Annotated in this window: 17 protein-coding genes, 1 tRNA gene, 1 other RNA gene and 2 pseudogenes; 9 read left to right on the plus strand and 12 right to left on the minus strand. The window is 68.4% G+C overall.

The window, feature by feature from the left end; all coding sequences use genetic code 11:
* Positions 1-44: 44 nt before the first annotated feature.
* Positions 45-139, minus strand: an RNA gene (gene ffs, locus IE153_RS16035) — signal recognition particle sRNA small type.
* Positions 140-211: 72 nt separating this feature from the next.
* Here ffs and IE153_RS16040 point away from each other — a divergent pair.
* A tRNA-Ser gene (locus IE153_RS16040) sits at positions 212-299 on the plus strand.
* 62 nt (positions 300-361) lie between these two features.
* Here IE153_RS16040 and IE153_RS41620 read toward each other — a convergent pair.
* The 4 genes and pseudogenes from IE153_RS41620 to IE153_RS41625 all read right to left on the minus strand — a co-directional run.
* Positions 362-647, minus strand: a pseudogene (locus IE153_RS41620) (site-specific integrase); the annotation flags it as partial.
* A 70-nt stretch (positions 648-717) separates the two neighbouring features.
* Positions 718-1,278 carry a hypothetical protein gene (locus tag IE153_RS16045; RefSeq protein ID WP_189590381.1) on the minus strand — a complete coding sequence of 187 codons (561 nt, stop codon included), beginning with the start codon at positions 1,276-1,278 and terminating at the stop codon, positions 718-720.
* A gap of 489 nt (positions 1,279-1,767) precedes the next feature.
* Entirely contained in the window at positions 1,768-1,968 is a 201-nt protein-coding gene (locus IE153_RS16050; RefSeq protein ID WP_229829010.1) for a DNA-binding protein, read from the minus strand.
* Positions 1,969-2,024: 56 nt separating this feature from the next.
* The gene (locus IE153_RS41625; protein WP_229829011.1) at positions 2,025-2,744 is read right to left on the minus strand and encodes a hypothetical protein; all 720 of its coding nucleotides are present in this window, start codon (positions 2,742-2,744) and stop codon (positions 2,025-2,027) included.
* 234 nt (positions 2,745-2,978) lie between these two features.
* Here IE153_RS41625 and IE153_RS16060 point away from each other — a divergent pair, with 234 nt between their 5' ends.
* The 5 genes from IE153_RS16060 to IE153_RS16080 all read left to right on the plus strand — a co-directional run bounded on the left by IE153_RS16060 (position 2,979) and on the right by IE153_RS16080 (position 7,544).
* A complete protein-coding gene (locus tag IE153_RS16060) occupies positions 2,979-3,257 on the plus strand; it encodes a ribbon-helix-helix domain-containing protein (RefSeq protein ID WP_189590382.1) in 279 nt (92 codons plus the stop codon).
* Positions 3,254-3,679 (plus strand): hypothetical protein, encoded by a 426-nt coding sequence (locus IE153_RS16065; protein ID WP_189590383.1) that lies wholly within the window; start codon positions 3,254-3,256, stop codon positions 3,677-3,679. Before IE153_RS16060 ends, IE153_RS16065 begins: the two co-directional genes overlap by 4 nt.
* Before the next feature lie 681 nt (positions 3,680-4,360).
* On the plus strand, positions 4,361-5,482 hold the full coding sequence (locus tag IE153_RS16070) for a 4Fe-4S binding protein (RefSeq protein ID WP_189590384.1): 1,122 nt from the start codon (positions 4,361-4,363) through the stop codon (positions 5,480-5,482).
* A complete protein-coding gene (locus tag IE153_RS16075; RefSeq protein ID WP_189590385.1) occupies positions 5,482-6,780 on the plus strand; it encodes an SNG1 family protein in 1,299 nt (432 codons plus the stop codon). Before IE153_RS16070 ends, IE153_RS16075 begins: the two co-directional genes overlap by 1 nt.
* A 194-nt stretch (positions 6,781-6,974) precedes the next feature.
* Positions 6,975-7,544 (plus strand): TetR/AcrR family transcriptional regulator, encoded by a 570-nt coding sequence (locus IE153_RS16080; RefSeq protein WP_189590386.1) that lies wholly within the window; start codon positions 6,975-6,977, stop codon positions 7,542-7,544.
* A 25-nt stretch (positions 7,545-7,569) separates the two neighbouring features.
* On the opposite strand, the gene IE153_RS16085 is transcribed toward IE153_RS16080, so the two are convergent.
* Complete coding sequence (locus IE153_RS16085; RefSeq protein ID WP_189590387.1) at positions 7,570-8,094, minus strand: TetR/AcrR family transcriptional regulator; 525 nt, start codon at positions 8,092-8,094, stop codon at positions 7,570-7,572.
* 91 nt (positions 8,095-8,185) lie between these two features.
* On the opposite strand from IE153_RS16085, the gene IE153_RS16090 reads away from it, so the two are divergent.
* Entirely contained in the window at positions 8,186-9,001 is an 816-nt protein-coding gene (locus IE153_RS16090) for an oxidoreductase (RefSeq protein WP_189590388.1), read from the plus strand.
* 82 nt (positions 9,002-9,083) lie between these two features.
* Positions 9,084-9,427: pseudogene (locus IE153_RS16095) on the plus strand (MFS transporter); the annotation flags it as partial.
* Positions 9,428-9,598: 171 nt separating this feature from the next.
* Here the strand turns inward: IE153_RS16095 and IE153_RS16100 are convergent.
* From IE153_RS16100 to IE153_RS16115, 4 genes are all read right to left on the minus strand, one after another.
* Entirely contained in the window at positions 9,599-9,988 is a 390-nt protein-coding gene (locus IE153_RS16100) for an amphi-Trp domain-containing protein (RefSeq protein WP_189590390.1), read from the minus strand.
* 90 nt (positions 9,989-10,078) lie between these two features.
* A complete protein-coding gene (locus IE153_RS16105) occupies positions 10,079-10,351 on the minus strand; it encodes a hypothetical protein (RefSeq protein ID WP_189590391.1) in 273 nt (90 codons plus the stop codon).
* A 70-nt stretch (positions 10,352-10,421) separates the two neighbouring features.
* On the minus strand, positions 10,422-10,646 hold the full coding sequence (locus IE153_RS16110; RefSeq protein ID WP_031110275.1) for a hypothetical protein: 225 nt from the start codon (positions 10,644-10,646) through the stop codon (positions 10,422-10,424).
* A 44-nt stretch (positions 10,647-10,690) separates the two neighbouring features.
* Positions 10,691-10,924 carry a DUF8825 domain-containing protein gene (locus IE153_RS16115; protein ID WP_189590392.1) on the minus strand — a complete coding sequence of 78 codons (234 nt, stop codon included), beginning with the start codon at positions 10,922-10,924 and terminating at the stop codon, positions 10,691-10,693.
* A gap of 146 nt (positions 10,925-11,070) precedes the next feature.
* Between IE153_RS16115 and IE153_RS16120 the strand changes: the two genes are divergently transcribed.
* The gene (locus IE153_RS16120) at positions 11,071-11,292 is read left to right on the plus strand and encodes a hypothetical protein (protein WP_031110278.1); all 222 of its coding nucleotides are present in this window, start codon (positions 11,071-11,073) and stop codon (positions 11,290-11,292) included.
* Between the two features lie 279 nt (positions 11,293-11,571).
* On the opposite strand, the gene IE153_RS16125 is transcribed toward IE153_RS16120, so the two are convergent.
* Together IE153_RS16125 and IE153_RS16130 are read right to left on the minus strand one after the other, a co-directional pair.
* Complete coding sequence (locus IE153_RS16125) at positions 11,572-12,057, minus strand: MSMEG_6728 family protein (RefSeq protein WP_189590393.1); 486 nt, start codon at positions 12,055-12,057, stop codon at positions 11,572-11,574.
* 17 nt (positions 12,058-12,074) lie between these two features.
* The gene (locus IE153_RS16130; RefSeq protein WP_189590394.1) at positions 12,075-12,527 is read right to left on the minus strand and encodes a DUF4383 domain-containing protein; all 453 of its coding nucleotides are present in this window, start codon (positions 12,525-12,527) and stop codon (positions 12,075-12,077) included.
* Positions 12,528-12,534: the final 7 nt, after the last annotated feature.

Consider the following 12,534-nt stretch of genomic DNA (forward strand, 5'->3'; position numbering starts at 1 on the left):
ATCGGGCCCGGCCCGGGCCCGGCCGGCAGATCCCGCCCCGGAACGCAGACGCCCCCCACGCACCCGCCAGAGCCAACCTACCCTTGCTGCCTTCCGGCCCTGGGGGAGTTCAGTCAGATAACGCCGCGTGAGGGGCTGCGCCAAGGCTACCTGATGTCGGAGGCGGGAACGAGTTCGCGAGCACTCCTCAACGTCTTGTATTGTTTGCGGCGGAGGATTCGCCTAGAGGCCTAGGGCGCACGCTTGGAAAGCGTGTTGGGGGCAACCCCTCACGAGTTCGAATCTCGTATCCTCCGCCAGTGCCTCACCGGGCACGATGTCGAAGGGCCCCACCGCTTGCGGTGGGGCCCTTCGCCGGTTCTCAGCCCTCGTTGTCCTGGTTCTTGTCCACAGGGGGTGTGTCCGGGGTCTCCAGATGGCTTCGGCGATCTTCCGGGCCACGTCCTTGAGCATGGCGTCCGGCACGTGGAGGTCCTCGCCCGCATGCTTGCGGAGGTGCCAGGCTCCCACCCCATGATCTGATCGATGACCGGTCCGGGACACCGAGCAGCATGCGCACGGTGGCGGCCGTGGGCCGAGCGTCGTGCAGCCGGGCGTTCCGAACCCTCCGCGTCTTCCAGAAGTCGCTTCCAGTAGTGATAGTCACTCCTCCGCCAGTGCCTCACCGGGCACGATCCCGAAGGGGCCCACCGTGAGGTGGAACCCTTCGATGCGCGGTTAACGGGGCGACCGAACAGCCACGGAACGGTTGCCGTCATTCCAGATGTAGACACCGCTGGTACCTGCGCCGTACCAACTCTCCGGCTCGACCTCGGCCGTGAGAGACGGGTACTCGCTGATGTAATCCCAAACCTCGGCCGGGTCCACCTGCCTGTACGGCTGGTTGAACACCAGAGCGGGCCTGCCGGTGGTCCGCGAAAGCCACGTGGTCGTGTGGTCGTAGAACCCCGGTCTGCCTTGGCATTCCCTCTTGGCGCAGCGGCCCCTGTCGAGCCAGTGGAGCCCGGACGAACACCCCGTGTCGCCACTCTTGAGGTCGTGCCGGTCCGCCCAGTCCAACAGGTCCGCGCGCATCTGGACGTAGATGTTCGGGCCGTAGGGCCAGTGCACGCCGTCGGCGTCACGGTTGAGCACGCCCCGGGCGTGGTCATCCAGAGAGCTGATCAGTTCCTTCTGATCGGTGCTCTGGCAGCGCCGGCACCACCACTTCGCTGCTCCGATCCCGGAGCCGAAGAACAACCCCTGCCGGGACCGTCCGCACCCCTCGCAGTCGTACATGATCTTGCTCCTTCGCTTCTCGTCGGTCCCGATTCGGTGCAGTGGGGAACGGATCAGGCGGTTCCCTCCTTGTAGAGGAGAGAGAACCGCAGAACCATCCGGCTCCCGGCGGTTCTGAGCCACCCAGTACCACCAGGTATGGCCTGGGCTTTTGTCTGAACTACCCCAACCGCGCGGCCGTCCGGGGGCGTTCGTGGGGACTCAGGGAGCAGGTCAGAGGGGGGCGCGTACGGCGGTGAACGGTGGCGGCCGGCGATGCGCTGGACAAAGGCCGGGACAACAGACGTTCCTGTTGGACGTCACCATCCGCGCTATCGGGGGTTTTCGTGCGACCGAAGCCGCCGACGCGGAGCCGCTCGACGGATCAGCAGCGCACCGACCATCCACATGCGCCCTACCAACCCGTTCCATGCCGGCGTCACCCCGGAGGGTGGGACGTTCGCGCGGCCTGCCCTCCGATGTCGCACTCGGCCCGGCGACGGCCAGCCCTCAGTCCCATCTCCTCGCGAACTCGGCTCCGGCCAGCAGGTCGACGATCCGCACGATCGGATCATCGAGCCCCATGGCCACCAACACATCGGCGGGAAGGACTACGTACTTCCCCTTCTCCTTCGTGACACGGCAGGGGAAGCGGCCCGCCCTCACCAGTCCGCACGCCTTCGCGGCGTCGACCCCGAGGAGATCTGCCACCTTGCGGAGGGGCATTGGCTCGCCCAGCCACTGCGACAGTCGCCTTGCGCTCGGGTTCACTCGGCTTCCTTCTGCCGTCCGTCGAGTTCGTCGGACTCACCCCCGGGCACCTGCCCCGCACCCGAGGCGAGGAACGCGGCCAAGAGCCCGAGGCGGTGCAAGGTAGCGCCCATGCGTTCGCCGCTGATGCGCTCCCCCAGCAAAGAGTCCACCTCACCGACGGCCTGGATGTCCGACTCGTTGCGGATGGGCGAGTAGTCGTCGTCAAGGACGCTCGCACGGTCGACAAGGCTGCGCGGATCCGTCGTACGCTCGGCCGGATCAGACCGCTCCACCGCCCAGCCGGCGGCATTGGCAGCCCGGATGACCTCATCACGGACGTCGTCGGCTTCAGCGGCCAGTGCCAGCCCGTACAACGCGCCGACGAGCATGGCTGACCTCACCTCTGCGACATCGACGCAGAGCCTCCTTGAGACTCGAGCGGCCGACTTCCGCAGGTAGGGGATGATGAAGTACAACGCGAGCAACTGGCCACGCTGAGCCAAGTTCGGCACGTCGCTTCGGGCATCGCGCCCCACGCACCGCCACAGCGCATCCCGCACAGCAGCATCAGCGGCATCCCGTGCCGCCGCTTCCTTCGCCTCCGAGAGCGTGAGGTGCTCGCCAACCGAACATCTCTCCCCGGGTACATGTGGACAGACCAACTGTCCACCGAGCAGCTGCGGAACCTTTAGCTCGATCGACCTGAAGACGTCTGCCGAAGGCAGCAGGGACATGGACTCTCCTCCTGTCGTTCCGTCAACGGCAGGAGGCTCACCACCGCGAAGGACAACCATCCTCATCCGACGCAGCATGCGCTGATGAGAGTGAACTGCACACGGTGGCCGAGTGAAGCGGTACAGGCCGGCGATCACGCATGGGCAGGGCTCACGGATTGGCCATTGGCCTCCTTGCCCTACAGGTCACGGCAATCTGGTAGGGGCATTCACACCAAGAGTATGGTGACTTGTATGGCAACCAAGAAAGTAACGGTGACGATCCCCGAAGATCTCCTGGACGAGATCCGCGCCGAGGCGGCTGAGCGGGGGCTTTCGGCGTACGTCGCCGAAGCGTTGCGATTCAAGCGCGATCGGGACCGACTGCTGGAACTGGTCGACTGGCTGCAGGACGAACACGGCGCGGTCACCGAGGACGAGCGCGCGGCAGCACTCTCGGAGCTGGAAGATCTCGACGCCGAGCACGAGCGTCGCCTCACCGCCGGAGGACACAACGCCGGAGAGGCCGCGTGACCAAGCGAGCCAGTGAGCACGGGCCGCGGCCACTGCGCGCCTTCGTACTCGACTGCGAAGCCCTGTCCCTCGCTGTGCGTGGCGACCGGAAGATGATCGCCTGGCTCGATCTCGCAGCACGGGGCGAAGCCGAAGTAGTCACTTCGCCCATGACGCTGGTGGAGGCGTACGACGGCAGAACCACCGAGCAGCGCTGGGACTGGGTGCTCTCCCGGCTCGAAGTCGCCGACGTCGGGAAGGACGAGGCCCGCCAGGCCCGCCGACTCCTGTCCGACGCCAAGCTTCACGGCCACAAGTACGCGATCGACGCGGTGCTCGCCATCATCGCCCGACAGCAGAAAGGGCAGGTCACCATCTTCACATCGGACGTGGACGACCTGGAGAAGCTGGTTCCGGAATCGATCGTCGTCAAGCGAGTATGACCGGCGCCCTGGTCTCAGTTGTGGTCTCATTCGTCGCCGTCCGGCGCCGTCCACCATCCGTCCGGTGGCCTACTCCACCCCAGGTCAGAACGCCCCCGTCCCGCTCCGAACCCCCCAGACGAACATTTGGAAAGCGTGTTGGGGGCAACCCCTCACGAGTTCGAATCTCGTATCCTCCGCCAGTGCCTCACCGGGCACGATGTCGAAGGGCCCCACCGCTTGCGGTGGGGCCCTTCGACGTGTGTGTGGTCTCAGTCGAGCCCCGGTCCACAAGGCGGGCCCGTCGCGAGCACGCCGGAAGTCATGGGGCGGTGGAGGCCGCAATGGCCGACCGCCATGACGATCTCCAGCCCGTGCAGCTTCCGGCTCGTGTTCCTGGAGGGCGCAGGGATGGCCAACCAGATCGCAGGCGACCTCACCCTCGAGTGGGATGCCCTGCCCTGCGCCGACGCCCCCGTGCAGCGGCTCGTGGTCTGGACCGCCGAACCAGGCACCCCCTCCCACAACGCCCCGCGCCTCCTCCTCACCTCCTGGGCCACGACCACCGGCCGCTCCGCAGGGCAGATCGGGGGTGGTTCGCAGCTCGGGCTTGCACGGGGAAACCGATCGGTTTACGGTGGTGAAACTGATCGGTTTCTCGCTGTGAGGGCGAGTCTCGAACCCGAATCAACAGGAGCGCCGATGACTGCCGCGCGCAACACCGAGGGGCGACCGACGGGTCCCAGGCTTCCGGCCAAGCTGGCCGCCCATCCGTCGGTACAGGCCGTACTCGCCCGGCGCGGGGCCGGTGACGTCACGAGCCCGCCGGCGGTGATCGACGCGGCCTGGCTGCGCGAACTGTGCCTGGCGGCCGGCGCGGACGACGCGGCCGCGGTCGGCCTGGATCACCCCGATCTGGCCGGCGAGCGCGAGCACGTACAGTCCGCGCTGCCCGGCACGCGCACCCTGATCGCGATGGCGGTGCGGATGAACCGCGACAACTGCCGCTCCCCGGCCCGCAGCGTGGCCAACCAGGAGTTCCACCAGGCCGACGAACAGGCCAACCACGCCGCCCGCAGCGTCACCCAGGCGCTCCAGGACGCCGGTTACCGCGCCCTCAATCCCTCCGTCGGCTTCCCCCAGGAGATGGACCGCTTTCCCCGTGAGCGGATCTGGGTGGTGGCGCACAAGACGGTCGCGGTGGCCGCCGGACTCGGCGTGATGGGCCTGCACCGCAACGTCATCCACCCGAAGTTCGGCAGCTTCGTCCTGCTGGTCACCGTCCTGGTGGACGCCGAGGTGAGCGAGTACGGGCAGGCGCTGGACTACAACCCCTGCATCGACTGCAAGTTGTGCGTCGCGGCCTGCCCGGTCGGCGCCATCAGCAAGGACGGGGCATTCGACGCGCTGGCCTGCACCACGCACAACTACCGCGAGTTCATGAGCGGATTCACCGACTGGGCGCAGACCGTGGCCGACAGCGAGGACGCCGCCGACTACCGCTCCCGGGTCACCGATTCCGAGAGCGCCTCCATGTGGCAGAGCCTGTCCTCACCCCCCGGCTACAAGTCCGGCTACTGCCTCGCAGTCTGCCCCGCGGGCGAGGACGTCCTGGGCCTCTACCTGGACGACCGCAAGTCGTTCATGGACACCGTGCTGCGCCCGCTCCAGGACAAGAGGGAAACCCTGTACGTCCTGCCAGGCTCGCACGCACAGGAGTACGCCCGGCGTCGCTTCCCCCACAAGCCCGTCAAGGAAGTCACCGGTGGCTGGCAGCCCCCGGCGAAACGTTCCGCGTCCCCCGACCGAGAGACACGTACGTGATGAGTGGCATTCCCCCCTTCCGCGTCCTGCGCGCCAAGCCTCTGTGGATCGCGAACGGCGTCATCACGGGCGTACTCGCGCTGCTGTTCACCGTCTTCTACGTCGGCGCGAACATCGATCCGGCAGACCACCTGACCAAACTGCCCGTCGGCCTGGTCAACGCCGACAAGGGAACCGCCGTCGGCGGCAAGCAGGTCAACCTCGGGGCGGGGATCACCGAGTCGATCAAGAAGTCCACCGCGGACGGGGACAAGATCGACTGGAAGGTGCTGGACGAGAAGGAGATGAAGGAGGAACTCGGCCAGGGGAAGCTGTTCGGCGCGCTCGTCGTCCCGGCCGACTTCACCTCCTCCGCCACCGCACTGACCGGCACCGCGCGCGCCGGAACCCCGGCCCGCCCGACACTGACGGTGCTGACCAACCAGTCCGCCGGCAGCCTTGGCTCCGGCCTGGCCCGGACGGCGACGACCCAGGCGGCCGAGAACGCCTCGCTCCAGGTGGGCAAGGAGCTGACCGCCCAGATCGGGACGGCGCAGGCGAAGCTGCCCACGGCGGCACGCGTCCTGCTCACCGACCCGGCCGCCGTCACGGTCCAGGACGGCCACCCCCTCGACCCGCACAGCGGCCTGGGCCTGACGGCCTTCTACTACGCACTCACCCTCGTGGTCGTCGGCATGCTCTCCGCCAACGTCATCAGCGGCCAGGTCGACCACGCCCTCGGCTACACCCACAACGACATGGGCCCGCTGCGCCTGCACCGCCCGCTGATCCGGGCCACCCGCATACAGACCCTCGCCATCAGCAGCACCCTCATGACCGGCCTGTCCCTGCTGATGGGCACCCTGGTCATGGCCGGCGCGGTCGGCATCATGGGCATGGACGCCGCCCACCTGCCCCTGCTGTGGCTGTTCTCGGTGTGCGCCATCGCCGTCACCGGGATCGGCGCGCTCACTCTCCTCGCCGTCTTCGGCACGCCAGGCATGCTGGTGGCCACGCTGGTCTTCGTCGGAATGGCGGTACCCACGGCCGGGGCCACCACCCCCATCGAGGCACTGCCCGGCTTCTACCGCTTCCTCGCCGAGTTCGAGCCCCTGCGGCAGATCACCGGCGGCATCCGCTCGATCCTCTACTACGACGCCCAGGGCGACGCGGGTCTGACCCGAGGCTGGGTCATGATGGCCGCCGGCCTCGTGGCGGCCGCACTGTTCGGCTTCGGCGTACTGGGGTGGTACGACCGCAAGGGGCTGCATCGCATCCCGGTGGAGACGACGCCCGAGAAGACCACGGTCCCGGCCTAGCGGAGAGCGCCCCCGCACCCCAGGACGGGGTCATTACTCGGAGTGGCCCCGATGTGTGCGCGTCGCCGGGGACGACAGGCGCCCCCCAGGCCTCGGCGACGGCGTTTCCCCAGGCCGTCGCCGAGCCTCCGCCCGGACTCCACACTGAAAACCGATCAGTCTCCAACCTGTTGAAATCGAGTTAACCTCGCAGCATGACCACCGAGGCGAAGCCCAGCCCCCGAGAGCGGCTGCTGAATGCGGCGGCCACGCTCACCTACCGAGACGGTGTCGGTATCGGCGTCGAGGCCCTGTGCAAGGCGGCAGGGGTGTCGAAGCGCTCCATGTACCAGCTGTTCGAGAGCAAGGACGAACTGCTGGCGGCGAGCCTCGAGCAGCGCACCTCCGCCTACGTGGCGACACTCCTGCCCGCGGCGGACGACCGTCGTTCACCTCGCGAGCGAATCATGCACGTCTTCGAGCAGGTGGAACGGCAGGCGGGTGCGCCCGAGTTCCGAGGCTGCCAATATCTGGCTGTCCAGATCGAGCTCAAGGATCAGAATCACCCCGCGAGCCGGGTCGCCCATCAGGTCAAGGCGAACCTGACCGCCTTCTTCCGCGCCGAGGCCGAGCAGGGCGGGGCAAGCGATCCCGACCTGCTGGCCCGGCAGCTCAGCCTGGTCTTCGACGGCGCCAGCGCCCGCGCGGGGATCGGAGCGGACAAACTGACGGGGCTCATCGCGCCCACGGTGACCACCCTGCTCGACGCAGCAGGCATGCACTGACCCGTCGCCCTTCCAGAACGCCCCGTCACCGCCCGGCGCTCGGGGGGAGCCCCATGGCCGCAAGCGTGTTGCCGAGCATGCCGCAGGCGAAGAAGCTCGCCGTGCGGTCGGCATCGGCGCCCAGCGACAGGTGCACGGTTTCCCAGATCCTTGACCAGCCGGCCCGGACAACCTCACCGATCAAGTCGTCACCCTGCGCCTCGGCGGCCGCCACGACGGCGTATCCCTGCATCTGCATCAGGAGCGTTTCGGGACGCGTCGAGATCAGCTGCGCGTAGGCGTCCGCCATGGCAGGGAACGCCCGCTCGCCGCCCTCCACACCCTCGGCCGCCCTCTCGAAAGCCAGGCGAGTGTCTTCCACGCTCCGCATCAAGGCGGCGACGAAGATCGCCTTCTTGCCCGGGAAGAGCCGGAAGAGATACGGCTGCGCGACGCCGACGCGCTTGGCGATCGCCGCGGTGGACGTGCCGTAGTAGCCCCTGAGCGCGAATTCGGCGACCGCCGCGCGAATGACGCACTCCCGCCTCTCCGGCGCGCTGATCCTGTCCATGCCGTCATTCTGCCCGTCTGAGCTTGCATACGGAAACCGATCGGTTTACAGTGATGGAAACCGATCGGTTTCTCGACGCGCAGGAGTACTGATGACGACAGATCGGCCGGTGGCACTCGTAACGGGTGCGTCCTCCGGCATAGGCAAGGAAACCGCGCTCGCACTGGTCGCGGCGGGTTTCGACGTGGTCGGAACAGGCCGCGACACCTCACGCGTCACCCCGCTCGGCGGTGTGACGTTCCTCGACCTCGACGTGGTCAGCGAAACCTCGGTCACCGCGGTGGTCCAGGAGGTGAGCGAGCGGTTCGGGCGGATCGACGTCCTGGTCAACAACGCCGGCGTCGGCTCGATGGGCGCGGCCGAGGAAACCTCCCTCGCGCAGGCCCAGGGCATGTTCGACACCAATGTCTTCGGGGTCATGCGCATGGTGAACGAGGTCCTGCCGCACATGCGCGCCCAGCGACGCGGGCGCATCATCAACATCTCGTCTGTGCTCGGGTTCCTGCCCCAGCCCTACATGGCCGCCTACGCCGCCTCCAAGCACGCGATCGAGGGCTACACCGAGTCCCTGGACCACGAGATCCGTGACCACGGTGTCCGGGCGCTCATCGTCGAACCCGCCTACACCAGGACCGGATTCGAGACCAACAGCGCGAAGCCCGACACCCCCCTGCACGCGTACGCGAAGCAGCGACAGACCGTCGACCGCGTGATGGCGGAGGCCGTCAGGGACGGCGACGCTCCCGCCGTCGTCGCCAAGGCGATCGTCGCGGCAGTGACCGACCCCAAGCCGAAGCCGCGCTATACCGCCGGCCCCCTGGCCGGACGCGCACGCGTACTGCGCCGCCTCGCTCCGGCCCAGGTCTTCGACAAGCAGATCCGCAAGATGAACAAGCTGGCCGGCTGACGCGCAGGCGCACCCCGGTCTTTCTGGCCAGATCACCGGCTGGGGAATCGTCCCATACGCCTTCCCCGTGCTGAATCCGTAGATCACCGCATCCGAGGGCTGGTCGGCGACCGCCACCACCGCCGCCTTCCCGGGCGGGCTCTTGGCCTCCGCCCTCACCGGCATCCCCGTCGGACGCATCCTCGACCGTCGAGCCGCTCGCGCCGTTATGACCACCGGCACCGTCCAGGGCGTCGTCGCCGTCCTGTCCATCGCCTACGCACCCAACCTCGCGGTCTTCACCGCCGCCTGGCTCATGGCCGCCGTGGCCATGGCCAGCCCTCCTACCAGCCCGCCTTCGCCGCCCTCACCCGTCGGTGGGGCGAAGACCGCGTCCGCGCCCTCGCCGGCGGCCTGACCTCCACCGCCTTCGCACCCTTCACCGCCGTGCCTGTGGCGCGATGAGGCAGTGCGGCGTCACAGTTCTGGTCCCGTTCGCCCCCGTCCAGCACCGTCCAGGAGTCCAGCCACCACCCGCTGCACCCCAGGTCGGAACACCCTCCGCCAGCCCAGAGGGCCTGACCGCGAAAGTGGTCCGGCCCTCTGGCGTTTCCTGGTTCAGGAGGATTTCGCAGCGGTCCGCTTGGCGCTCCCGGTCTTGCCGGACCCCGTCCCCCCGGTCTTGCCGGACCTCCTGGCGCTTCGGGACGCTGCAGCCGGCGCGCTCTCCCGCTTGGGCTTCTCCGCCGGTGCCTCGGTCCGAGAACGTGCCGCCCGCGTCGGTGCGGTCGTCCACTTCAGTTCGATCTCCAGCTCGATCTCCCCATCGCCGATCTCGACCTCCAGCTCGCTGTGCAGGTCGTCGGGGATGCGCAGGCCCAGGGTTCCGGGACCCAGCTCCAGCTCGGCGTCCCCACCCTCCCTCAGCGCGTCTGCGAGTGCCGTGAGCTGGTCGGCGGCCTCCTGGCGTGTCAGCGAACGCTTCTGCTCGAACTTGAGGTCCTTCATGGGTGCCCTCCGATGCGGCAATGGCACAAGAGAAAAGGAACAAAGGAGTAGATAAGGATATTTTGACGCGATGTGACGGCTTGGACATCCTCATGAGCCCCGCGGGGTGAGGCGTATTTTCACGCCCTCATCCGTCGACTCCCACGGCGCACCGCGTTCCAGGGTCCGGCGCCCCTCGTCGAGCATCGCCTCGCGCACCCGCAGCGCCGAGTCCATGAGCCGCTCCCACTGCCACTCGGCGTCGAAGACGCGCCTGGAGCGCTCCGTCGAGTCGATCAGCCACGTGGCGGCCTCTTCCACGCCCTCCACGGACTGCGAAGCTGTTCCGACCCCTTCCAGGTCCCACGTCATCCACAAGGCCACGGGACCAATGTCCCGTTCACCGGCCGTGAGCGCACTCCGAGGCACCGCCCGTGGAACGGCTCGCGGCAGGTCAGCCGCCCGCCTGCGGACCCCAGTGCTCGGGCCCCACGCCACGCCAGTCGATCCACGGAACCTCCGCCACGTCCGCGGGGTCGATCTCCAGCCCCGCCCGGCGGAGGAACTCCGCGACATCGGTCACGTCGTGGGCGAGACCGAGGATCTCGCCGTCCACGCGCACGCGGCGGCCGCCCGAGGGCGACGGTGGGTGCACGATCACGCGAATCGGTCCGGCCATACCTTCAGGATCATCCGGGACGTACGGTCCCGCAGGCCGGCGCGTCACCGGTGCAGCCGCTCACGTACGTCCGCGGCCGCCCGCCCCAGCTCACGCAGCTCCCACCACGCCGCCGGGCTGGGCCGTCGCCGCTGCCAGTAGGGGTGGAAGAACGCCTGAGCCGACAGCCGCAACAGACGCCGGCGCAGGTCGGTGCGGCCGGGCCGGTCGGCGAGCTGCCGGTAGGTGGCACTCCACTCCTGTTGCGCCCGGACGAGGTCGTCGGGAAACGTTCGCATGGCCGAATTCAATCATGTGTTCGATTTTTCGAGCCAGTGCAAGAACCGGCGCAAGGCCCCGGCAACGCTTCTCTTACGTCTCGGTTCGGGCACTGGACGTGGACAGCCGCAGCGCGAAGGGCGTCAGTAGGCGCATACTGAGGCCAATGACAAAGCCTGCTGCTCCCAAGCGTCATTTGCCTACCAGCCCCTTCAAGGCTCCGGTCGCCCCCGCTCCCAAGCACTTCGCCGTGGGTGACCAGGTCACGCACGACATGTACGGGCTCGGCCGGGTCATCGGCATCGAGGACGGGATCGCCGCGCTCGTGGACTTCGGTTCGGCGCAAATGCGGATCCTGAGCCCGTACGCCAAGATGACCAAGCTGTAGGACCTCCGTGCCCGGTCAGGGCACGCCTGGCCCTGAACTGGGCCAGTAACGAAAAGAGACCTCTCATCGAACCGACTTCGCTGTTCTCCGCCGTGGAAGGGCAGACCAGACGCTCCCGCGCGGCGTCGCCGACTCCGGCGACCAACCCCTTCCAGGCCCCGGACTTCGGGGAGGACGAAACCTTCCCGCTCGACGACGTGATGGAGCATCCCGCCCCGTCCGGACGTCCGGCGCGCCGCAGGGCTGCCTAGTCCCCCAGGGATTCGAAGCGGCAGCCCGTCAGTTCCGGGACGGCTGCCCGCCCGGGCGGTCCGACGTCGGCCAGACGTACGGCAGATCGTCGGGGACGTCCGGGAAGAGGGTCGCGTAGGTCTCGGGGTCCTTGCGGACCAGGGCCGAGCGGTGGCTCTCGTGGAAGGGGTCGTCGCCGAGCCAGGGCGGAAGTTCGCCCTCGGCGGCCAGCAGGTGCTGGTCGCGGATCGGGGCGTGGGGGCGGGTCGCCGCCAGATCGGCCACCAGCGTCGCCGCGCAGGTGTCCTGGTGGCCCTGTTCGCGCCAGACACGGCAGACCTCCAGGCCGTAGCGGACCAGCGCCTCCTCGTAGCCGAGCCACATCTTCACGGCCGGGTGGCGGCGCCACCCGTAGCCGGGGACGACCAGGCCGCGCAGGACCTGCAGCGCCTCGACGCGTTGTTTGCCGAGCCGGCGGCGGTCGAGGGCCAGGGCCGTGGTGCGGAAGTCGGGGTAGGGCAGGAAGGTCTGCATGCCGTCCTCGGTGATCCTTACCGTGCGTCGGTGGGCGTCTCGCGCCGGCTGAGGACCAGGGCCAGGCCGATCATGGCAACGCCCAGGACGCAGTGGAGCCAGTCGTCCGCGGTGTTCAGCGGCACGAAGTTGGCGTCGCTGTCATGGCCGACCGACAGGCCGTACACCCACAGCACCAGGTAGACGGCGCCGCCGACCAGCAGGTACGAGTACGCCCCGGCGGCCGTGCCCGCGAGGATCAGACCCGCGAGGCCGTAGGCCAGGTGCACGAGGTTGTGCAGGATCGACACCTGGAACAGGCCGAACAGTTCGGCGCCCGACTCGTGCGAGGCGAACTCCAGCGAGCCGTAGTCGGTGGTGACACCGGGGATGAAACCCAGCACGCCGATCACGAGGAAGACCAGGCCGAGCAGCACGGCGGCCTGCTGGACGGGGGCGCGGGCGGCCCGGTGCGACGCGGGTGTGGTCATGGCCGGT

This window comes from Streptomyces massasporeus (genome assembly GCF_014648995.1).
In the GTDB taxonomy this organism is placed as follows: domain Bacteria; phylum Actinomycetota; class Actinomycetes; order Streptomycetales; family Streptomycetaceae; genus Streptomyces; species Streptomyces massasporeus.